A 23,330-nucleotide genomic window follows, 5' to 3' on the forward strand; every position below is an offset into this window, starting at 1 on the left:
TAGTTTATAATACGGATTTAAAATCCAAGGGAGCCTACAGTCTACTTCTCTCTACAACTATAAAAAATAGCTGTGAAAAAATCTATCGTCATAGATTTCTTCACAGCTAATCTTAGTATGTTTAGGTAGCTTGGGGGCACACAGATTTTATAGAAAGCAATATGGTAAAGCACTATTATATATATTTTTTTGTTGGACAGGTATTCCTGGTGTTATTGGAATGATAGAGGGAGTTATAGCATTTATAAAAACTGCAGATGCCCAAGGTAATATTTAAGACATAATATGGAGTAGGGAGTGAGACAGAATTTAACTTGAATTCAGTTTCATTCCCTTGTTTTATGCATAGCAAAAGCACTTATAGCATTGGGAGAACTATAAGTGCTTTAACGGCCATATTGGCGTTTTGGGAAAATACAATTATTGGGTTTTAATAAAATGTATAGTAAGGATACATTTTATCGGCATGGGATCATTAGTGATTCATAAATGTACTCTATAATTTAAGGAAGTGTGAGTAATTCAATCTAAATTGAAAAGAAAAGAGCATGTAATTCAACACGTAAGAAATTACTAATGCAATGATTATCCCAAAACAAATACATCAATTATGTATCTACTTTTAATAAATACCCATTCAAATTAAAATAAAACTCTTTTAACAAACAAAAAGAATAAAAATATTAACTTTATTGAAATCAAAAGTAATCTACTTAAAATTGCGCTACGTTAATAATAAATAAAAAGTCATTCCAATTACCAAATAATAATATTAAATGCGAAATTCGTATATATTCTTTTGCATAGTATTAATTTTGCTTTTTACATAAAAAATAATAAATTCCGTGGAATATAATTTGTTTTTTTAGTAAAATAGTCACTAAATGAGGATAAAAGATAACTTTAGGCGTCTAAAACAGTTAACTTATATTCTCATTTTTTTATTATCTACAAGGGGATGGGAAAATTTTATGGATTTACTAATTGGTACTTTATTCTTAATTTTAGTTCTTATTATTTTTACATTATTTACGTATAAAGCGCCTAACGGAATGCGTGCGATGGGAGCACTGGCAAACGCGGCTATTGCGACATTCTTAGTCGAAGCATTCAACAAGTATGTTGGTGGAGAAGTATTCGGAATCAAATTTCTAGAAGAGCTAGGGGATGCTGCGGGAGGTCTTGGCGGTGTTGCTGCAGCCGGCTTAACTGCGCTTGCGATTGGTGTATCTCCAGTCTACGCACTAGTTATTGGTGCTGCCTGTGGTGGTATGGATCTCTTACCTGGTTTCTTCGCAGGTTACCTTATCGGTTACGTTATGAAGTATACAGAGAAATACGTTCCAGATGGTGTTGATTTGATTGGTTCAGTAGTTCTACTTGCACCACTTGCAAGATTGATTGCAGCAGGTTTAACGCCAGTCGTTAATAATACACTTTTAAAAATTGGCGACATTATTCAAAGTAGTACAGATACGAACCCAATATTTATGGGTATCGTTCTTGGCGGTATTATTACAGTTGTTGGTACTGCGCCATTAAGTTCAATGGCATTGACAGCTTTATTAGGACTAACAGGTATACCTATGGCAATCGGGGCTATGGCAGCATTTAGTTCAGCATTTATGAACGGTACATTATTCCACCGTTTAAAATTAGGTGATCGCAAGTCAACGATTTCAGTAAGTATTGAACCTTTGTCACAAGCAGATATAGTATCAGCTAACCCAATTCCGATTTACATAACGAATTTCTTTGGTGGAGCAGCTGCAGGTTTAATAATCGCATTATCAGGCATGATCAATGATGCGACAGGAACAGCAACACCAATTGCTGGATTCCTTGTAATGTTTGGTTTTAATAATCCAATGACAGTCGTTATTTATGGCGTTGTCATGGCTATCGTTGGTGGACTTGCAGGTTGGATTGGTTCACTCGTATTTAAGAAATATCCAATTGTTACTAAACAAGATATGATTGATCGAGGCGCTAAAGACGCATAGCACTAAAATAAACCTTCTTTGTATCGTAATTACAAAGAAGGTTTTTTGATATATAAATTCTTAAAAGAAAGTATTTACTAAATAAGTTTAATAATGCTATTTTATGTGTAATAATAAAATCATAAAAATCATAGTAATCACTTTCATTATAGCGCTAAAAATTGTAAATATATCAAAAAACATGTTATTGTAAACATTTTGTCAATTATACATAAATAATTTATAAAGTTATTTGAAAAGTGTTGTATTATATTTTGCAATCGCTTACAATACATGTGAAAGATATCACAAAGGAGTTGTACAAGATGCAAAATTTAAGAAACAGAAGTTTTTTAACACTATTAGACTTTTCACAAAAAGAGGTTGAGTTTTTACTAAATCTATCAGAGGATTTAAAACGCGCGAAATACGCCGGTATAGAACAGCAAAAACTTAAAGGTAAAAACATCGCATTAATTTTTGAAAAAGATTCTACTCGTACACGTTGTGCGTTTGAAACTGCAGCATATGATCAAGGCGCTCACGTGACATATCTTGGACCAACTGGAAGCCAAATGGGTAAAAAAGAATCTGCGAAAGATACTGCTCGTGTATTAGGTGGTATGTATGATGGAATCGAATACCGTGGCTTCTCACAACGTACTGTTGAAGAATTAGCGAAATATTCAGGTGTGCCTGTGTGGAACGGCTTAACAGATGAAGATCATCCAACTCAAGTACTTGCTGACTTCTTAACAGCAAAAGAAGTATTGAAAAAACCTTACCACGAAATCAACTTCACATATGTTGGAGATGGACGTAACAATGTAGCAAATGCATTAATGCAAGGTGCAGCTATCATGGGAATGACTTTCCACTTAGTTTGCCCTAAAGAATTAAATCCAACAGATGAGTTATTAAACCGTTGTAAAGAAATCGCAGCTAAAAATGGTGGCGAAATCTTAGTGACTGATGACATCGATGAAGGTGTTAAAGGTTCAGACGTTATCTATACAGACGTTTGGGTATCAATGGGTGAACCTGATGAAGTTTGGGAAAAACGTATCAAATTATTAGAACCATATCGTGTAACTAAAGAAATGATGGAAAAAACTGGTAACCCACGTGCCATCTTTGAACACTGCTTACCATCATTCCACGATACTGAAACTAAAATTGGTAAAGAAATCCAAGAAAAATATGGCTTAACTGAAATGGAAGTTGCTGACGAAGTCTTTGAAAGTGAACAATCTGTTGTCTTCCAAGAAGCTGAAAACAGAGCACACACTATTAAAGCTGTAATGGTTGCAACTTTAGGAGAATAATTGAAGGGAGACCTACCTATGTCTAAAATCGTAGTGGCTTTAGGTGGTAACGCTTTAGGACAATCACCTGAAGAGCAATTAGAATTAGTTAAAGGAACAGCTAAATCATTAGTTAGCTTAATCCAAAAAGGTTATGAAGTTGTAATCAGCCATGGTAATGGACCACAAGTCGGCAGTATTAATTTAGGATTAAATTATGCAGCTGAAAATGGTCAAGGACCAGCGTTCCCATTCCCAGAATGTGGCGCAATGAGTCAAGCTTACATTGGTTATCAACTACAAGAAAGCTTATTAAATGAACTTCATGCTTTAAATATTGATAAACAAGTGGTTACATTAGTGACTCAAGTTGAAGTAGCTGGTGATGACCAAGCATTCAATAATCCTACGAAACCAATTGGCTTATTCTATACAAAAGAACAAGCGGAACAAACAATGGAAGAAAAAGGTTACAAATTTGTAGAAGACTCTGGACGAGGTTATCGTCGTGTTGTACCTTCTCCAATGCCAATCAACATTGTAGAATTAGATAGCATTGAAACATTAATTAAACACGGTACATTAGTTATTGCAGCTGGTGGTGGCGGTATCCCAGTTGTCAAAGAAGAAGGTAACTATAAAGGCGTCGATGCTGTTATCGATAAAGATAAAACAAGTGCTTTACTAGCAGCACACTTAAAATCAGATCAATTAATTATCTTAACAGCAGTAGATTATGTTTATATTAATTACGGTAAAGATAATCAAGAAGCTTTAGGTGAAGTAACAGTGGATGAAATGAATCAACATATTGCTGACGGTCAATTCGCAAAAGGTAGTATGTTACCTAAAGTAGAAGCGGCATTACAATTTATCGAGAAAAATCCAGAAGGTAGTGCATTAATCACATCTCTTGAAGATTTAGGAGATGCCCTAGACGGTAAGATTGGTACATTAATTAAAAAATAATAAACGTGATTGACTTTTGACATGGTTATACAATAACACTCAATACATTTTAATAAATAAGTTGAATCTGGGCTTAATGTATGTGATTTACATACGTAAGCTCAGGTTTTTTTAGTGGTCGTTTGGGTATCAAAAATCCCCTCACTAGTTGGCGTAGTGAGGGGACTGGTGTTTACTAAATGTATTATGAAACTTGTTAAAGCATTTCAATATCAGAAAGTGTAAAAATGCGACTTCAAATTACCTTATTGTAATTAACTCAATATAAATGACACAAATTCTTCTACGCTAAGATTGCCGAAGTAGAACGTCAAATCAATGTCATTTAAACGTTCAATCAAGTCAGCTTTGACCATACGCGTACCAATTAAATGTTCCTCAACATCGTGAATGTTACCTTGGCCAAAGAAATCGCCATAAATACGACAAGCGGCAATACGGTTATGTTCAATTGATAGGGAAATATCAATTGTGCCACAACTAAAGCGCTCATTTCGATTGTATTCATATCGTGGTGAACGGCCATAGTTCCATTCCCAATTATCATACTTTTCAGCGACTAATTGATCAATGCCAGCCCAATCTTCGTCTGTTAATTCATAGCGTTTGGCATCTTTAATGCCATCTATTCCCATAATTTGCTTAATCATGAGATCTTTGAATTCATGAATGGTGATATCTTGATATTTAGGGTCTAAAGCGTCGCGGATTTGACCGACGCGGGCACGGACTGATTTGATGCCTTTAGATTCAATCTTCTTACGGTTTGGTTTCAATACGTTGACCATGGCGTCGTAATCGACATCTAATAGTAATGAATAACCACCATAAATACGGTTATTCAATAATGTCATCGCAGCACCTGAAATTTTCTTGTCATTTAAAGCGAGATCATTACGACCACTTTGAATGACGTCAGTTGCGCCTAAATTATGCAACGCTTGAATAGCAGGGCGGTAGAAGCGTTGGAAATCACCATAAATGGATGTATCTTGTTCTAAAATACAACATACGTTGACAGCACCATCATCGACGTAAACTGCGCCACCGCCTGTATCGCGACGTACGACTTTAATGTTGTTCTCATCGACGTAGTCTTGATTGATTTCAACCGCTGTATTCTGGAAACGACCGATTTCTACTTTAGGTTGGCAATAATATGGAAGTAATATATCTTCGTCCAGAAAGATATTGTTATTAATATATACTTGCATCGCCAAGTTTACGGCGCCATCATCGATATATTTACCATTACGAATAGGTTCTATTAAATACATGTTTTCGTCTCCTAAGTTGTTAATTGTCTTTGTGCGTTAATGATTAATGATGCTATATCTTCAGTAAGATGAATGGTTCTATCTTGGATTGATTTAGGGATACGATACGCTTTCTTGTTTAACGTCATAAACACGGCATTGGGATTGTGACGCGTCATGCGTTGGAAAGGATGTTTCACAAATTGTGGTGTCGTATAACCAATACCAATTTCAAGATATAACACTTTGCCATTCTTATGAGTATCTAGAAAATGATTGTAGCGATCTAATTGTGCATGGAAATCTGCATCTTCAACCATGCCGACTTGTGCTTTACGTTTGTTAATCTCCATAGGGGCATCACATTTTGGGCAATGTGGAATCAACTCATATGGGATTTTCATGTCTTCTTGCTTGGCTACCATTTCGCGAATGGCATCATCATCACGATAGGTTTGTGCATGACAGTGTTGGCTACATTGCCAAAGAATGTATTCTCCTTGAATATGGAATACTTTATTTAAATCATAATCTGCCACTAAAAAGGCATTATCTGCATTGGTCGTAATAATATGATAATCCTTGTGTTCAAGCATCTTTTTAAGTGCAACGTAAGAAGGGCCGACAGGTTGGTCTAAGTAGTTCAACTTCACGAAACGACTTTCAAATGCCCAATATTCCTGCCAACTATCAAACGGGTGCAAACTCGCTTGCAACATATCGAAGAAATTATATTTCTCGATAAAGTCGGGAAAGTTCTGCGTAAAACGTTCACCAATATAAGTGAAACCGTCTGAAGCAGACATACCAGCGCCTATGCCGACAACAATGGCATCAGCTTCATCAATGGCTTGTGCCAAAATATCCGTTTGAGTGGTGTCTTGTTGTTGCGCCTTATCAAGCGCTATCCAATTCTCGTTATGCGTTGGGTTATCTGTTGTTGTCATTGAAAGCCTCCTTATATAGTTCTATATCTCTGTCTGTAAATACGTTAAAGAGTACTTTCAACTCTGAGCCAGTTTCATGTAAATATTGACGTGTCGTTTCAATCGCTATACGACTTGCCTCATCTTGTGGGAATCCAAAGACACCTGTTGAAATACAACAGAATGCTAAGTGTCTTAACCCCTTTTCATCGGCAAGCGCTAGACAGCTACGATAACAACGTGCAAGCAAATCTTTATTCATCTGAGATACAGGTTGTTTACGAATTTGCGGGCCAACCGTATGAATGACATATTTGGCTGGTAAATTATAAGCAGAGGTAATCTTTGCTTTACCAACACCTTCTTTACGTCCTTGTTGCTCAATTATATGAGCGCAATCTAGACGTAACTGTACACCAGCCTTGGTATGAATAATGTTATCTATGCAGTCGTGATTCGCTTGCATACATCCTAAGAATCGGCTATTCGCTGCGTTGACTATACCGTCAATTTCAAGTGTTGTAATGTCACCTTGCCATAAATATAATGGTTCATCTGAAACAGGCGTTAAATCATCAATATGTGTAATGTCTTGTTGGTTGTTTAATGTAGATAAATAGGCATCTTGAATATCTAAGTACTCAGAACTAACAGGCATAGGAGGGCGCACATTGGCTAAACCTCGATAAAGTTCCCATTGTTCTGTGTCAGTGTGAGGGAAGTCTAAAGGTTTGTCACCATATTGTTCCTTCCACATCGTTTCAATAAGATAAGCTAAGCGTTCTTGTTGGTTCACTGGCATTTAGTCCTTATCTGGATCTGGTAATGCGTCGTATGCTGCTTCATCTACATTTTCTAATTTAACTAACCAATTTTCTTCTGGTTTTTCAGAATTTAAAATCGCTGGTTCATCTTCAGCTTTTGTATTACGTTCGACGATTTTACCAGCAAGTGGAGATTGCACATCTAATACAGTTTTTGATGCTTCGATACTTACAATTTCATCATTGACGTTAACGTCGTCTGGTCCCATAAATTCTACATAGCCTACAGTACCTACGTCATCTTGTAATTCAGGTGTCATACGATAAATATATTGGTTTCCTACCTTTTCAACATATAAATAATTAGCTAATTTAGCCATTTCATATCATCCTTTCTTTATTTATAAATACGCTTGTGCGATGCGTTCAATTGTACGACATCGTTGGTCGATGCCTGGTAATAGCGGTACGACTAAGACTTCATCCGCCTTAAATTCTTGGATCATTGCGTCCAAGCGGGGTTTCACTTGCTCGATTGTGCCAGCTAAGATGCGTGCACGATGCTGAGCGATAACGCGTTTATCACGGTCACTTAAGTTGTATTGTCGTGCTGTTTCGATGGATGGGAAGCGGTCGAACTCGGCAAATTGACGTTTCCCTAATAACCATACGTCAAGAGCGTGTAGTAAGTCTTGCGCTTCTTCTTCAGTGTCCGTTACAATCGCAAACGTTGTTAACATGACTGTGGGTGACATGTTTAACGCAGTTTGTTGAAAATGTTCACGATACGTTTCTACTGACGCTTTAGCTGCATCAATTTTATCTTGGCTAGGTAATAAGAATGTTCCTAAGGTGTAGCCCATGCCTTGTGTAGCAGCTAATTTAGCTGAGCGTTGACTCGCACTTAAGAGCCACATTTCTGGATGACGTGATAGGTGAGGTTGACTAATGATTTGTCCTACACGTTGTTCCTTTGGTGCTCGTGTCAAATAATGACGAATATCCTCAATGCCTTGTGCATAATCAAGGTAGTCACGCTTATCCTCATCCATTGCACGTTTGACCACCGCTGTACCTGGATTATTGCCGATACCCAAGTCAACCCGACCAGGATGGAGTGCCTCTAGAATTTTAAAATTTTCGGCCACTTTAAATGGGCTATAGTGAGGCAACATGACGCCACCAGACCCTAACTTAATGCGCTTCGTTTCCCCTAACAAATGCATCATTAAGAGTTCAGGACTACCACTCGCAAACGCTGGAACATCATGATGTTCTGTTAACCAGAAACGCTTGTAGCCTAAGTCATCAGCGAGTTTCGCAAGTCTTGTGGTGTCTTGTAACGCTTGTGTTGCATCCTTGCCTTCATCAATCATGGCATAATCTAATATATTGAAATCCACTTGGCGCTCATCTCCAAAGTTAATTGTTTAGTCCCTTAATTATAATACCCACCACCATTTTAACGTGTTTAGTGAAATTTTGTAGGAATTTAGTTTATACGTCACACAAATGTTCTAGTGCTTTTCTTCTTTTCCTGAAAAGGGGTGTCCAAACAGTTCACAAACAAGTCGATTGAGTATTGTCATAAAGCATGATACTTTGAAAATAATACAAAAATGAACGAAAGAGGATGTCATAAATGTCGAAATTCGCACCATTGCTAGAACCCATTACATTATCTAATGGCATTACATTAGCCAATCGATTTGTCCTTTCGCCAATGACGACGAACTCATCTACGAAAGAAGGACATATCACAGAAGAAGATTTACGTTATGCGAAACGACGCGCAAGTTCAGCAGGATTGCAAGTAACCGGCGCAGCATATATTGAGCCATATGGACAATTGTTTGAATACGGCTTTAATATCTCTGATGATGCTTGTATTCCTGGTCTTAGAAAAGTTGCGCAAGCGATGAAACAAGATGGTAATAAAGCGATTATTCAACTCGCACATGCTGGAAGATTCTCCAATACTGCAATTATGAATTATGGAGAAGTGTATGGCCCCAGTCCAATGACCTTGCATTCACCAATTAAACATAACGTGTTAGAGATGTCAGTTGATAAAATTCATGAAGTTACACAACAATATGCAGATGCGACATCTCGTGCGATCCAAGCGGGCTTTGATGGTGTTGAGATTTCAGTCGCACAACGTTTATTATTACAAACATACTTCTCAACATTCTCTAATCAACGTCATGACCAGTATGGTGTTGATTCATTAGAGAATCGAGCACGCTTTGGCTTAGAGGTCATGCAAGCAGTACAGAAAGTGATTGATGATGAAGCACCAAGTGATTTCATCTTCGGCTATAGAGCAACACCTGAAGAAACTAGAGGTAGTGACTTAGGCTATACCGTCGATGAATTTAATCAACATATCGATTGGGTTATGGACGTTGCCAATATTCATTATCTAGCTATCGCAAGTTGGGGGCGTAATATTTATCAGAATAAGACACGTACACCTGGCGCACATTATGGACGACGCGTTAATCAAGTCGTATATGAACATTTAAATGGTCGTATACCACTCATTGCAAGCGGCGGTATTAATTCACCTGAGACGGCACTAGATGCTTTAAGTAACGCTGATATGGTTGGCATGTCTTCACCATTTGTCACAGAACCAGATTTCGTGTATAAATTGGCAGAAGGACGTGAAGACGCCATTGACTTACATGTACATCCAGATGAGTTAGATGAGCTGGCTATTCCACATGCTGCCTTTAAAGATATTGTACAAATGATGGATTATGGCGAAGGCCTGCAGAAGAAAACACGTGATGAATTGCGTAAATTAGAGAAGAATTACGATGAAGAATGATTCCGAACCCTGCTAATTAAAATATAAATTAGCAGGGTTCCTTTATTATGATAAAACTTTATATTGTATATTACATATTAATTAAATATAATTTATGTATATATTAATATGAAAGTAATAGGGAGATTACTAAATGGGTAATGTGAATATAGTTTCATTTGGTCAAAATTTAAATAAAATATTCAATGATACTAAAATGTATTTAGAAAATATAAAAAAATTATCAAGTCGTAATATTAAAGATGAGAATATTAAGTCAAACCTAGATAAAATGGGAGAAACAGTAGAAGAAGCGATAGATAAAGTTAACGAACAAATTAGTGATTTAAAAGAAAATTTGGAATGGTCAAAATTGACGATTGGTTTTTTGGTGAAACAAATGCTGGTAAAAGTACTATTGTTGAAACTTTAATTAAAGGTAATGGAAATAGTATAGGTGATGGAACAAAAGACTTTACTAAAGAAACTACAGAAAAAAACTATAATGATTTTAAGATACTAGACCTACCTGGTATGGAAGGTGAAGAAAATACATATGAAGATGAAATTAAAAAAGGATTAAACAAATGTCATATTATATTTTACGTTTCTAGTAGTCAGAAAGAGCCTGAAGAAGGGACTTTAAATAAAATAAAGCGCTTTCTTGATAAGCAAACTAATATTTACTCAATTATGAATGTGAAAAAGTTTTTGAATTCTCGAAATATAAACCAACCATTGATTACTGAAGATATTAAAACAGTTCAATTGAGAACAGAAGAAAAATTTAAGAGAACCTTTGGCTCTCATTATAAGGGTAGCGTAGTTTTAAGTGCTTATATGGCACAAATATCTAGAAATATTATACCTAAAAAGCAAGATGCTAAAAGAAAGAGTAAATCAATAGAATTAATAGGATCTGAAAAAAACTTATATGAGTACAGTAATTTTAATCAATTTGTTGATATATTAAATTCAATTAGTGATAAAAAGAAAATAAATAATGAAATAGCTATTAGTAATACGTATAAATATATAGCTTTAAATGAAGATATAGTTAGCAATATATTAGTGAGTAAGAAAGATTTAGACAAACAGTTTAAGAAAATTAATGAAAATTTCGAAGAAACTAAGTTGTCTATAAGTAGTGAAATAGATAACTCAATGAAAAAAATCAAGAAAAATACTAATGTAGAAATTACTAAATTAAAAGCAAAATTATTCAAACTAGTAGAAGATGCTCATATAAACAAGTGGGATCATGACAAATTGAATGATGAAGTGAAAATAATATCTAAAAATTATGAAAAAATGTTACAAAAAATATATGAATCGGAGTTGAGCGAATTAAATACTCGAATTAATGAATACTATACTCAAATGAATGAGCAAATAAAAATTAATAGTAAATTTGGTGATTTTACAGATGGTTTTGTCGATACTGAAGAACTATTAAAAAAGATTTCATTTGACATTAAAGAAATAACTAAGCTGATTTTGAATGTTCTAGGCACAATAGTATCAACATTAAATGCTATACCGCTCATGGTTGTAGGGATAGTTTCAACATTAGGAAGCAAATTATTTAAATGGAGTAAAGTAGATAAGTATAACCGACAAAATACAAACAATAGAAATGCACAGCATAAAATAGATAATAATATCAATGAAGTGTATGAAGATATAAATAGAAAGTTATATGTAAAACAAAAAGAATTGAACCAACAAATTGAAAAACAAAATAAAATACTCGATAAAAATATTAAGAAAATTAGACAATTAAGCTTTAATATGACAAATCAAATTCAATATTTAAATAAATTAAAAGTGAAAATATCACAAAATTTAATTAATCTAATAGAAGAAAAAGAGGTTGAATTTGCATATATAAGTTTTGGTTTAAAAAGCTTATTTGTAATTGGTGATGCATATATTGATAAAAAAATATATAAGCTTAAGTTCATTGAAAGTCATAAAAGTGTAGATGAGTTTTTTACTAAATATAACCGTAATATAAGAAATGAGGTTCTTTATTTAAAATATAATCAAGAATTTCAAAAAAGAGCGATAACAGAATTTATAAATTATATAAGACTAAAATATGATAATGATAAAATTAAAAAGGTTCAAAAGGAGTTCAGATAATGGGTATTAATTCACATTTGAAAAATAAAGAGCAAGCTTTGAATAAAATAAAAGTCTTTAAAGACAAAATAATAAATCCAGTATTAAAAATAGAAGACATAGAGATTGATCAGAACTTTCTAGAAAAAATTGACAACACATATAAACAATTAGATAACGAAAAATTTGTTATTGCAATGTTTGGCTCTTATAGCGATGGCAAATCTAGTATAATTAAAGCAATTACTAATGAAAGTGATATAGCTATTTCACCAGTGCCTACTACTGATAAAGTTGAAGAATATAATTACGAAAATTCATTAGTCATTGTTGATACTCCAGGACTTTTTTCTGAAAATGATATTCATTCAAAAATCACTAAAGATTATATTTCTGAGTCTAATTTAATTATATACGTAATTGATCCTGAGAATCCTATTAAAGATAGTCAAAAAGGGACAGTAGAATGGTTACTTAAAGATTTGAATAAATTAGATTCTACGCTTTTTGTAATAAATAAAATGGACGTTGTGACAGATATTGAAGATGAAGATGACTATGATTATGATGCTAAGATTAAAATTGAAGTAGTTGAAGACACACTCAAACAATTAGGTGTAAAACCTAAAAAAGAAAATATCATTGCTATTTCGGCTGATCCCTATGGATATGGTCTAGATTTTTGGGGAAATAAAATAGAAGAATATAATGAAATTTCAAGAATAAATTTATTAATAGAAAAATTAAACTCTTATCTTGAAAAATATAAGGAAGAACTATTATTTGGAAATGTAGATAGTGTAATTCAAGATTGTACAAATCAGTTTAATAAAGTATTTGAAGAGAAAAGAGAGATAAATAATAATCTTATTGAAATTTCAACTTCACAACTTCAAGATGCTGAAAAAAAATTAAACCAATTAACGAAAGATGTTACAGATAGTTATAGAAATATTAAAGAAAGAATGAAAGATTTAAGAGAAGATTACATTAATAAACTAAGTAGAATTAATAATCATAATGAGTATAATACATTTTTCAATGAATATATTGGAGAAGAAAACTATATATTAAATGATAAGATTGATAGTATAATGAAATTTGAAACTGAGAACTCTTTAGAGACACAGAAACGTTTGAGTGATGAGTTAAAAAATCAAGCTCACAAGTACGATGAAGCTAGCGAAAGTGCCGTAAAAAAAATATTAGGACAAACCTCTGGAAAGATTACTAAATCAATTAATATAATTCCACGTGATCAATTAGCAAATGGAATTAAAGTTTTTAGAGATACTACTAGAATACCTATTAAATTTAAGCCTTGGGGTATTCAAAAATTAGCAAAAAAATTAAAATTTGGTGGCGCTGCATTGGGTGCAGGTATTGAAATTTTTAGTACTTATTCAGAGATTAAGAAAAAGAATGAACTAGATAGCAAGTTAGCCAAAAACAAAGAATTTATTTTTCACTTTTTTAAAGAACTAAATGAGAAGATAGATTATGATTCATATATTAATGATTATTTTCCTACAATATTACAAACTCAAAAAAGTATAGAAATAATCAAAGAAAAAATTAAAGAGTTGGAAGAGGTTAATCTTCAAGTTAGTAACCTTCAAGATGAATTAATTAATATATCCAAATAATATATAACAAGCCATGTTGATTTTTCATATAAAATCAATGTGGTTTGTTTAATTTTCGGCTAAATATTTAATTTTTTACGTTGTTAATGTAAACTTATTATTATATAAAGTTTACATTTAGAGTTTAGCGGGATTTTTTAAGGATAAGGGGTTTAACAACATGACATTAAATTTAGCAGAACGTATTTTAAATCAAGATGTTTTAAGTAAAGAAGAGGCATTAGCATTATTTGAAGATGAAACGATTGATACATTTGAATTATTAAATGAAGCATATATCATTCGGAAACACTTTTTCGGGAAAAAAGTGAAACTCAATATGATATTAAATGCGAAAAGTGGAATTTGTTCAGAAGACTGTGGCTATTGCGGTCAATCGGTCAAAATGAAAGAAAAACAACGCTATGCGTTAGTTGAACCTGACAAAATCAAAGCTGGTGCACAGGTAGCGACGGAGAATCATATTGGCACATATTGTATTGTCATGAGTGGACGTGGGCCTACAAATAGAGAGGTTGATCATATCTGTGAGACGGTCCATGATATTAAAGCGTTGCATCCACAACTTAAAATTTGCGCATGCTTAGGTTTAACGAATGAGGCACAAGCGGAGAAGTTAAAAGAAGCGGGTGTGGATCGCTATAACCATAATTTAAATACAAGCGAAAGATATCATAGTGAAGTCGTTACGACACATACATATGAAGATCGTGTGCGTACGGTGGAAATTATGAAAGCGAATCATATCTCGCCATGTTCTGGAGTTATTTGTGGCATGGGTGAAACGAACAAGGATATTATCGATATGGCATTTGCGTTGAGAGAAATTGATGCTGATAGTATTCCAATTAATTTCTTACATCCAATTAAAGGGACAAAATTCGGGGGACTCGATTTATTGTCTCCGATGAAATGTTTAAGAATTATAGCGATGTTTCGATTGATTAATCCATCTAAAGAAATTCGTATTGCAGGTGGGCGTGAAGTCCATTTACGTTCATTACAAGCCATCGCATTAAAAGCAGCCAATTCCATCTTTGTAGGTGATTATTTGATTACAGGTGGACAACCAAACGAACTCGACTATCAAATGATTGAAGATTTAGGATTTGAGATTGATGGGTAATTTAGGAAGACTTTGATATTTGATATGATAAAAGAGAATAATATTTGGAAAAGGATGAAAAGAACATGTCATCTAAACAGTCATCATTTGGAGATAAACGTTGGCATAACATTTTACTCATTGTAGTGGGCATATTGGCGTTTTGTATATTTCATTTTGCAATGGGTGTTAATGTAGCATATGCGTTAATGTTTTTATATGCGCCACTTACGATAGGGATTGTCAATTTAAGAAAGATTAGAGGAAAAGACGATAGAAATCACTGAATTATAGACATAAACCACACGCTGTGAATTTAAGGGAAAAGCGTGTGGTTTTTTATGTTAAAACACAAAGTAATTAGTATTCAAAAATTGTATTGAAGATACCTAAAAATAATAATTGATGTTGCGCCATAGTGGGATCTAATAACTCAAAATATACTTGTTTATTTGGTTCTCTTATTAACTTCCAACTTGCTATTGTACTGCCAGTATCTTCATTTACAATTGTACTCCATTCAAAGAAATCATAACGTAACGTATAACAATCATCATTAAAATAAAAATAAGGATAATCTGTTTTCTCGGGAAATAATTTTTGGTGGATGGTTATATCATGCGTTACTCGAGGTTCCGATTCAAAATAATTAACGATATATTTTTTGGTGATAAATGGAAATTTTCTGCGTCCTTTAAATACTAAGCGTTGTTCATTGTTAAAAATACGCCATCTTGCTTTGAAAAAAATACGCATATCCTCAATGAATAAATATTCAAGACCATGTATTTCAAAGCGCTTAATTGTTCCTAACTGTTTGTTAGGATCGTCTACATCAACAATGTTTTTTAATTTTGGTGATAAGACATGCCCGATTTTATGTGTATACATACTACGCACCTACTTTTAAAAAATAAAAGAAGAATCATTTAATTAAAACATAAACAATTTGTATATCACATGCAAGAGGACAAAAGGGAAAAATATTTTATAAGTAGGATATAGGGAACGTGGAATAAGTTTGAGAAGAAAATCATCCAGCTCATAGTTAGTAAGTTCAAAGATATTACAAAGTTGATGGTTTATCTTTTTCATTTTCTACTAGTTTTTTAAATGGATTTGGTTGTGGTGAATTTTCTTCAAGTCAGCTATGAAAAGGCTTAAACTTTGCAGTTGCAAATATGATAACTTCTTCTTCAGTTAAAGTATATGAACTTCTTTCTTCTGGAATCATAGTATCATCTTCATTTGTTATAATATAATGTTTTTTATAAATTATATTACGCATCAAAATATTTAGAAACAGAAAAGATATGTCAGTAAAAGTCTTTATTTGTTCAATAGTATTGACTAAGGCAGAGATAAATATGAAGGAATAAAAACAAAAAAGGAGGGAAACAGAATTCACTGTTCCTCTCCTTAATATAGTTACATCAAACCTATCAATTTCATCCATAAAGAACCTAAACCGAGCCAGATTACAAAGTACACAACGCCTAAGGCTAGGTTCATAAGCCACCAACGTTTCTGACTAACGTAACCAGCTGCATAAAGAATAGGTGCAGGGCCACTACTGTAGTGTGTTGTAGAGGCCATTAAGTTACCAAAGAAACCAAGCATTAATGCACTAAATAATGGTGGTGCACCTGCAGCAACGGCTACACCAAGTAATGCTGCGTACATGGCACTGACATGAGCGGTTGAGCTGGCAAATAAGTAATGTGAATAGAAATAGAAGATTATTAGAATCACAAGGACGATTGGCCAACTTAGACCGCCTAAACTGTTTGCGATAGTATGGCTTAACCATGGAATAAAGCCTAATTGATTCAGTTGATCTGCCATCATCACTAACACTGAGAACCACACTAATGTATTCCAAGCGCCAGTTTCATTTAAAATATCTTTCCAATCTAACACGCCAGTAATAAGTAATAAAGATAATGCGATAAACGCAGTTAATGTAGCGTCTACACCAATAAAGCTACCTACTACCCAAAGTAGTAATGCGATAATAAATACACCAATCATGAATTTTTCGGCTTTAGCAATTGAACCCATATCAGCTAATTCATTTTCGGCCCAGTCTTTCGCATCAGGTGTTTCTTTAACTGTTGGTGGATACATTTTATAAATAATAAATGGTATGACGATAAGTGACACAATACCAGGAACGATGGCTGCTAAGAACCAGTTCATCCAAGTAACGTGAACATGTGCAGTCTTCTCAGCTAAGTTCTGAGCAAGGGGGTTACCGGCCATTGCAGTTAAGAACATCGCGGCAGTAATAAGGTTGCCGTGAAATTCAGTAAAGATTAAAAATGACCCCACCTTACGCTCGGTGCCTTGTTTCGGATCAGAATCAAATGATTTAGAGAGCGACTGAATGATTGGAAACATAATCCCACCTGCGCGAGCAGTATTACTAGGTGTTGCTGGTGCTAAAATCAAATCCACACCGACAAGTGAGTATGCTAGACCGAGTGTCTTCTTCCCAAATAATCTTACGAACTGAAGTGCGATACGACGGCCGAGTCCAGTTTTAACGAATCCTCTAGAGATAAAGAATGCCATTGCAATCAACCAAATACTTGGATTACCGAAACCTTGAACGGCAGTCTTTGTATCGATAACACCAACTAAAACGGTTAGCGTGAAACCTATGATCGATACGGCACCAATAGGCATAGGTTGTGTGATACAGCCGATAATGGTACCTACGAATATAGCAAACATTAGCCATGCATCCAGACTTAATGATTCAGGTCTGAAAGGCGCAATCACAGCTATAAGTATGCCTATGACTAGAGGTAATATAAATTTTTTATATTTAACAGAGTTATTCATCTAGAAACCTTCTTTCCAAATTTCGAACATTTTCATACATAGAATAGTCCTATTTTTAAGCAATGTACAGAGCATTTTTACATTTTATTGAGAATTATTATCAGTAGATTATAACGTTATAAAAACGACATAGACTATCGAAATTAAATTATGAATAGTATAAAATGTTACTCAAGAAAGGGGATGGGATGATGTTTACAATAGGGACATTAATCGCAAAAGATGATACGTGGATATTATGGGCCATAATTATAGTTTGGGCGACAGTCAGTATCTTCTTGGAACAGAAATATCAATGGGCAAGTATCATTTCAGGTGCCATCATTGCATTAGTAGGAGCTATGTTATTATCCAATTTTAAGATTATCCCGACTGAATCGCCGGTTTATGATACAGTGTGGGATTACGCGGTACCAATATCAATTCCTTTATTATTGTTCAGTTCTAATATTTTAAAAATTTGGAAGGAAAGTCGTCGATTATTATATATCTTCTTAATTGCATCAGTTGGAACATTGATGGGGACAACGGTAGGATTTATTTTACTTCATCAGTGGATTCCATATTTATCAAAAATTGGTGCGATGATGACAGGAAGTTATATAGGAGGTGGCGTGAACTTTGCAGCTTTAAGCACGAAGTTTAAAACACCAAGTGACATGATATCATCAACTGTCGTTGCAGATAATAGTGTTATGGCATTGTACTTTATGTTGTTGATTGCAATACCGTCTTTACCTATTATAAAAAGGTGGTTTAAGACAGATTATCAAACTGAGTCAACACCAGAAACGCAACAATCTTATTGGCAACCGAAGCAAATTCAATTATTAGATATTGCACTTTCAATAGCGATTGCAGTGGCATTAGTAGCAATCAGTTTTAAATTATCTGAAGTCATTCAACATGTGATACCGCAGTCTAATGTCCTACTTACGATACTGGTTTCTTTCTTTGGCGATCAATACTTGTTACTTACAACACTTACATTATTGGCAGTGGCTATTTGGGGAGATTTCTTTGATAAATTAGCCGGTTCTTCAGAAATTGGAACATTTATTATTTACATATTCTTTGTAGTGATAGGAACACCTGCTTCATTTATGACGATTATAAAAACTGCACCACTATTATTTGTCTTTGTGATGATTATTTTAATTTTCAATCTAGGTTTAAGTTTAATACTAGGAAAGTTATTTAACTTTAAGATTGAAGAAATACTGTTGGCAAGTAATGCTACTGCTGGTGGTCCTACAACGGCAGCAGCTTTAGCTATCAGTAAAGGATGGCAAGGTCTTGTTGGACCGATACTAATTATAGGTACATTGGGTTATGTCATAGGGAACTATGCGGGCACACTTATTTATCAACTTTTAATACACATTGGATAATATAAATACACAAAGGGAGATATCTCAGCATAATTTTTAGCTGCGTATCTCCCTTTTTCAAAAAAATTAATCATTTAATTCGCTATCTTTAATATCTGTAATAAACATGTGTCCGGGTGAGTGTGTAATCATTAACTCAGGTTTGGCATCAAGTGCAACAGATTGTGGTGTCACGCCACATCCCCAAAAGACAGGTACTTCGTTAGGTTTGATTGTGACAGCTTCTCCATAATCAGGCTTATCGATATCAGTGATTCCTAGTTCTTCTGGTGTGCCAATATGGATTGGCGTGCCATGAACATTCTTAAAATGTGATGTGATTTCTGTTGCCTTAATCGCTTGAGACATAGTCATAGGACGCATACTAACTGTGATATTACCTTTAAAGTATCCGCTTGAATGTGCTGGTATATTTGTACGATACATCGGTACATTATGACCCTCTTCAATATGACGTACAGGTAAGCCAGCTTCCAACATGGCATGCTCAAAAGTGAAACTACAACCAATTAGAAAGCTAACCATATCTTCTGTATAAAGATCAGTGATATCATCAACTTCTTTAATCAATTGGCCATGTTCATAAATACGATACTTCGGAACTTCAGTGCGTATATCTGCATTAGGTCCATAATATGGAAAAGAATGTGCGCCAATTTCTGATACATCTAAGAGTGGGCAAGTCTTTGGATTTCTAAAACAAAACTTTAAGAAATCATAAGCATATTTCGATGGCAATATAACCACATTAGCTTGTATGTAACCCTCTGCCATACCGCTTGTGTGACCGACAAGTTCTCCATCTCGAATTAATTGACGTAATACTTCAGGTGATGCCTGTTTGTAATTCATTATAAATCCCCCTTGTTTCCCCTTAATAATAGAAAGTGCTTATTACTACATTATTTTAAAATTACACATATGACAAGAGCGGTATATGCGCTATTTATTAAAAAGCTTGTATGCTAAAGTGATCGAACTATTCACAAATATTGGTAATAAACAATATAAACTTACAATAACCCAATTATCATCTACGCGATAAATGACAAAATATAGTATGAATAAAATTATACTTATGATTAGTCCAATTAAAGGCAGTAAATTAAAGTACAGCTCCATATTGTTATTCTTCTTCATTGTTTTGTTCCTTTTCATTAGATTTATTATGATCTTCTCGTTGTTCTAATGGAATAGAATAATCTTTGTCATCATCAATATAAGACATTTGGAAGTGCTTCGTATGTTCTCTGCGAAGCGCCCGCATTATTGAGAGTGTCATTAGTAATAGAATGATAGAGAATGGTAATCCTGTTACAACAGATGCAGTTTGTAAACTCGTCAAACCACCTGCAATCGTCATTGCAACTGAAATGGCACCGATGAGCAATCCCCAAATCACTTTATGTTTCACCTTTGGATTCTCACTGCCTCCTGTTGCCATGCCAGCAACAATATGTGTTGTTGAGTCTGCACTTGTCACTATGAGTAAGAATATTAAGACGACTGCTAATATGCTCGTAATATCAGCTAATGGAAATTTTGATAGCAATTCAAATAAAGCCACTGTGTAATCTTTATCTACTAATTTAGCGATGTTATCGCCACCCATAGCAACTTTAACGGCCATACCACCAAAACCTGCAATCCATACGAATGAAATGAGTGGAGGTACGATTAAAACACACATGATAAATTCACGAATTGTACGTCCACGAGATACACGAGCGACGAAACCTCCTATGAATGGTGACCATGAGATTACCCATGCCCAGTAAAAGACAGTCCACTGTTGTATCCAAGCATTATTGCCAGAATATGGATTGATACGTAAGCTGTATTCAACAAAGTGTCTAATATAGTCTCCAATTGCTAGAGTATAAGATTCAAAGATGAATTTTAGGTCTCCAAAGATAAGCATGAATAGTAGTAAAACAGCGCCTAAAATAATATTGATGTTACTTAGCCATTTAACACCTCGATTTAATCCAGTTATCGCAGAACCTAAGAAAATACAAACCATGAGTACCGTAATTGCAATTTTTGTAACGTTATTATTTGGTACATGGAAGACATGATTCAATCCACCACTAATTTGCATGATACCAAGACCTATAGAAGTGGCAATCCCCATAACTGTAGCTATAATTGCTAAAATATCAATCACATTTCGAAATGGACGTTTGTAAGCTTGACCAAAGACAGGTTCCATTGCTGTAGAAATTAAACCATCTCGCTTCTTTCTAAATTGAAAATATGCCACGATAAGTCCAGCCATGGCGAAGATAGACCATTGTGAAATACCCCAATGGAAGAAGGTATAGCCCATAGCTACACGTGCTGACTCTGCTGATTGATTCGGAACATCTTTTGGAAACGGTGAATGAAGATAATGTGTGAGTGGTTCAGCAACACCCCAGAATACAATACCGACACCAAGCCCCGCCGAAAATAGCATACCTAACCATGATAAAAATGAAAATTCAGGTTCTTTATCATCACTGCCTAATTTAAAGCGACCGTAACGAGAAATTGCTAACGAGATTAAAAAGATATCTAAAATAAATATAATAAGTAAGAACAGCCAACCAAATGAATTAGAAATAAAATTATAAATATGCTGTGCATAGGCGCCAAATGCTTTAGGAAAGAATCCGGCCATAGCAGTAATAAGTACAATGATGGCTACGGATATCACATATACTAAATAATTATTTTTCTTTCGCTTGTCATTCATTGTTCAATTAAGTCATCCTTTATATTTTATTTAATTTGAGTATACCTATAATATAAAATATTTTCAAAATTCAATTTATTTGAAATATCATGATTTCTAAGTAATAGTGTTCTGTTTTGAAAACTTTTTCCAAAAGAGAAATTTGGCTAAATATGGCCTAATGAAATGCTATAATTGAGATGAAAATTTGAAGAATTAAATAGAAAAGAAGGTATATCATGTCAACAAACTATGTCATTACAAATGGTAAAATTTATACGGAAAAGCAAGTTATTGAAAATGGATACCTTGTAGTAGAAGATGGCAAAATAAGTGATATTCAACAAGGTACGTATACTGGAGAATTAGAACAAATTGACGTGAAAGGTCAAAATGTATTACCAGGTTTCATAGATATTCACATTCATGGTGGTTATGGCGAGGATGCAATGGATGCTTCTTATGAAGGATTGAAACATTTGGCTGAACAGTTATTATCAGAGGGAACGACAACATTCTTAGCAACGACGATGACACAATCTGATGCTAATATTGAAAAGGCATTGAAAAATATTGTGACATATCAAGCTGATCAACAACGAGGAGAAGCGGCTGAAGTAGGTGGTGTTCATTTAGAAGGTCCATTTATTTCAGAGCATAAAGTTGGCGCGCAAAATCCTAAATATGTGCAACGTCCGTCAGCGTCTAAGATTCAACATTTCCAAGAAGTTGCGAATCAGCAAATCAAAATTATTACCTTTGCGCCTGAAGTTGAAGGTGCGCATGATACACTCAATCAATTACATGAAGATATTATTTTTTCAATGGGGCATACTGTGGCAACGTTTGATGAAGCGAATGAAGCGGTCGACCACGGTGCTAAACATGTAACACATCTATATAATGCTGCTACACCATTTGAACATCGCGATCCAGGTGTCTTTGGTGCGGCATGGACGAATGAACAATTAAATACGGAAATTATAGTTGATGGTATTCATTCGCATCCTGCTTCTGTACATATTGCTTATAAGCAAAAGGGAAATGAACATATGTATCTCATCACAGATGCAATGCGTGCGAAAGGGATGGAAGACGGTGAATATGATTTAGGCGGACAGAATGTCATCGTTAAAGGAAAAGAGGCTCGCTTAGCAAGTGGCGCTTTAGCAGGTAGCATCTTGAAAATGAATGACGGTTTGTATAATTTAATTGAATATACACATGATTCATTAGAGAATTTATGGCGAGTAACGAGTTTGAATCAAGCCATTGCATTGAAAATTGATGACCATAAAGGTAGTTTAGCAATTGGTAAAGATGCTGATATCGTTGTCGTAGATGATACGATTCGTATTGATAAAACAATTAAATCAGGAGTTGTACATCAATATTAAAAAATTGGTTGATGTAGTTATTATAAATTCTCTCTAACCTCTATTCGCGTTTAAAGATATACATTCTAGTGTATATATGTAGTAAATG

The 23,330-nt window shown here is 34.3% G+C and carries 22 protein-coding genes and 1 pseudogene; 12 read left to right on the plus strand and 11 right to left on the minus strand.

From position 1 onward, the window contains the following. Window positions 1-109: 109 nt before the first annotated feature. Complete coding sequence (locus SBL16_RS05535) at window positions 110-277, plus strand: TM2 domain-containing protein (RefSeq protein WP_317953376.1); 168 nt, start codon at window positions 110-112, stop codon at window positions 275-277. 648 nt (window positions 278-925) lie between these two features. Here SBL16_RS05535 and SBL16_RS12200 read toward each other — a convergent pair. After that, window positions 926-1,063 (minus strand): hypothetical protein, encoded by a 138-nt coding sequence (locus SBL16_RS12200; protein WP_370444498.1) that lies wholly within the window; start codon window positions 1,061-1,063, stop codon window positions 926-928. Between SBL16_RS12200 and SBL16_RS05545 the strand changes: the two genes are divergently transcribed. The 3 genes from SBL16_RS05545 (at window position 1,017) to arcC (ending at window position 4,255) form a co-directional block, all read left to right on the plus strand. Beyond that, window positions 1,017-2,003, plus strand: a complete 987-nt coding sequence (locus tag SBL16_RS05545; RefSeq protein WP_226955423.1) for a PTS sugar transporter subunit IIC — start codon at window positions 1,017-1,019, stop codon at window positions 2,001-2,003. The genes SBL16_RS12200 and SBL16_RS05545 overlap by 47 nt on opposite strands. A gap of 305 nt (window positions 2,004-2,308) precedes the next feature. Further along, the gene (argF, locus tag SBL16_RS05550) at window positions 2,309-3,307 is read left to right on the plus strand and encodes an ornithine carbamoyltransferase (protein ID WP_011274587.1); all 999 of its coding nucleotides are present in this window, start codon (window positions 2,309-2,311) and stop codon (window positions 3,305-3,307) included. An 18-nt stretch (window positions 3,308-3,325) separates the two neighbouring features. Continuing rightward, a complete protein-coding gene (gene arcC / locus SBL16_RS05555) occupies window positions 3,326-4,255 on the plus strand; it encodes a carbamate kinase (RefSeq protein WP_107612595.1) in 930 nt (309 codons plus the stop codon). A 254-nt stretch (window positions 4,256-4,509) separates the two neighbouring features. Here arcC and SBL16_RS05560 read toward each other — a convergent pair whose 3' ends face one another. From SBL16_RS05560 to SBL16_RS05580, 5 genes are read right to left on the minus strand one after another with little or no spacing between them, the layout of a single operon-like run. Further along, entirely contained in the window at window positions 4,510-5,532 is a 1,023-nt protein-coding gene (locus SBL16_RS05560) for a lipoate--protein ligase (RefSeq protein ID WP_107612597.1), read from the minus strand. Between the two features lie 11 nt (window positions 5,533-5,543). Beyond that, on the minus strand, window positions 5,544-6,458 hold the full coding sequence (locus SBL16_RS05565) for an SIR2 family NAD-dependent protein deacylase (RefSeq protein ID WP_107612599.1): 915 nt from the start codon (window positions 6,456-6,458) through the stop codon (window positions 5,544-5,546). Then, window positions 6,442-7,239 carry a protein-ADP-ribose hydrolase gene (locus SBL16_RS05570; RefSeq protein WP_107613808.1) on the minus strand — a complete coding sequence of 266 codons (798 nt, stop codon included), beginning with the start codon at window positions 7,237-7,239 and terminating at the stop codon, window positions 6,442-6,444. Before SBL16_RS05570 ends, SBL16_RS05565 begins: the two co-directional genes overlap by 17 nt. Beyond that, window positions 7,240-7,581 (minus strand): glycine cleavage system protein H, encoded by a 342-nt coding sequence (locus SBL16_RS05575; RefSeq protein ID WP_107612603.1) that lies wholly within the window; start codon window positions 7,579-7,581, stop codon window positions 7,240-7,242. 21 nt (window positions 7,582-7,602) lie between these two features. After that, on the minus strand, window positions 7,603-8,604 hold the full coding sequence (locus SBL16_RS05580; protein WP_107612606.1) for an LLM class flavin-dependent oxidoreductase: 1,002 nt from the start codon (window positions 8,602-8,604) through the stop codon (window positions 7,603-7,605). A gap of 239 nt (window positions 8,605-8,843) precedes the next feature. Between SBL16_RS05580 and SBL16_RS05585 the strand changes: the two genes are divergently transcribed. The 6 genes from SBL16_RS05585 (at window position 8,844) to SBL16_RS05610 (ending at window position 15,178) form a co-directional block, all read left to right on the plus strand. Continuing rightward, window positions 8,844-10,037, plus strand: coding sequence for an NADH-dependent flavin oxidoreductase (locus SBL16_RS05585; RefSeq protein WP_317953152.1), 1,194 nt, complete (start codon window positions 8,844-8,846; stop codon window positions 10,035-10,037). A 133-nt stretch (window positions 10,038-10,170) separates the two neighbouring features. Continuing rightward, window positions 10,171-10,449 carry a hypothetical protein gene (locus SBL16_RS05590; protein WP_107612610.1) on the plus strand — a complete coding sequence of 93 codons (279 nt, stop codon included), beginning with the start codon at window positions 10,171-10,173 and terminating at the stop codon, window positions 10,447-10,449. Next, a complete protein-coding gene (locus SBL16_RS05595; protein ID WP_317953155.1) occupies window positions 10,380-12,161 on the plus strand; it encodes a GTPase domain-containing protein in 1,782 nt (593 codons plus the stop codon). The genes SBL16_RS05590 and SBL16_RS05595 overlap by 70 nt, the downstream gene beginning before the upstream one ends. Further along, the gene (locus SBL16_RS05600) at window positions 12,161-13,786 is read left to right on the plus strand and encodes a LeoA/HP0731 family dynamin-like GTPase (RefSeq protein WP_107626186.1); all 1,626 of its coding nucleotides are present in this window, start codon (window positions 12,161-12,163) and stop codon (window positions 13,784-13,786) included. The genes SBL16_RS05595 and SBL16_RS05600 overlap by 1 nt, the downstream gene beginning before the upstream one ends. Window positions 13,787-13,946: 160 nt before the next feature. After that, a complete protein-coding gene (bioB, locus tag SBL16_RS05605; RefSeq protein ID WP_107612642.1) occupies window positions 13,947-14,912 on the plus strand; it encodes a biotin synthase BioB in 966 nt (321 codons plus the stop codon). Window positions 14,913-14,977: 65 nt separating this feature from the next. Further along, complete coding sequence (locus tag SBL16_RS05610) at window positions 14,978-15,178, plus strand: hypothetical protein (RefSeq protein WP_142399504.1); 201 nt, start codon at window positions 14,978-14,980, stop codon at window positions 15,176-15,178. 73 nt (window positions 15,179-15,251) lie between these two features. Here the strand turns inward: SBL16_RS05610 and SBL16_RS05615 are convergent, their stop codons facing one another. The 3 genes and pseudogenes from SBL16_RS05615 to SBL16_RS05625 form a co-directional block, all read right to left on the minus strand. Then, window positions 15,252-15,782, minus strand: coding sequence for a hypothetical protein (locus tag SBL16_RS05615; RefSeq protein ID WP_107634596.1), 531 nt, complete (start codon window positions 15,780-15,782; stop codon window positions 15,252-15,254). 256 nt (window positions 15,783-16,038) lie between these two features. Continuing rightward, window positions 16,039-16,125, minus strand: a pseudogene (locus SBL16_RS05620) (hypothetical protein); the annotation flags it as partial. A 194-nt stretch (window positions 16,126-16,319) separates the two neighbouring features. Next, window positions 16,320-17,738, minus strand: a complete 1,419-nt coding sequence (locus SBL16_RS05625) for an anion permease (protein ID WP_107612649.1) — start codon at window positions 17,736-17,738, stop codon at window positions 16,320-16,322. Between the two features lie 191 nt (window positions 17,739-17,929). On the opposite strand from SBL16_RS05625, the gene SBL16_RS05630 reads away from it, so the two are divergent. Continuing rightward, window positions 17,930-19,129: a DUF819 domain-containing protein gene (locus tag SBL16_RS05630; protein ID WP_317953379.1), complete on the plus strand. Its 1,200-nt coding sequence runs from the start codon at window positions 17,930-17,932 to the stop codon at window positions 19,127-19,129. 66 nt (window positions 19,130-19,195) lie between these two features. Here the strand turns inward: SBL16_RS05630 and SBL16_RS05635 are convergent, their stop codons facing one another. Both SBL16_RS05635 and SBL16_RS05640 read right to left on the minus strand, forming a co-directional pair. Further along, window positions 19,196-19,981, minus strand: coding sequence for a putative hydro-lyase (locus SBL16_RS05635; protein ID WP_107612653.1), 786 nt, complete (start codon window positions 19,979-19,981; stop codon window positions 19,196-19,198). Window positions 19,982-20,255: 274 nt separating this feature from the next. Beyond that, complete coding sequence (locus SBL16_RS05640; protein ID WP_107612657.1) at window positions 20,256-21,866, minus strand: BCCT family transporter; 1,611 nt, start codon at window positions 21,864-21,866, stop codon at window positions 20,256-20,258. Window positions 21,867-22,084: 218 nt separating this feature from the next. Between SBL16_RS05640 and nagA the strand changes: the two genes are divergently transcribed. Beyond that, complete coding sequence (gene nagA / locus SBL16_RS05645) at window positions 22,085-23,242, plus strand: N-acetylglucosamine-6-phosphate deacetylase (RefSeq protein WP_107612659.1); 1,158 nt, start codon at window positions 22,085-22,087, stop codon at window positions 23,240-23,242. Window positions 23,243-23,330: the final 88 nt, after the last annotated feature.

This window comes from Staphylococcus sp. NWU MK-U1 (genome assembly GCF_033283505.1).
GTDB lineage: Bacteria > Bacillota > Bacilli > Staphylococcales > Staphylococcaceae > Staphylococcus > Staphylococcus haemolyticus.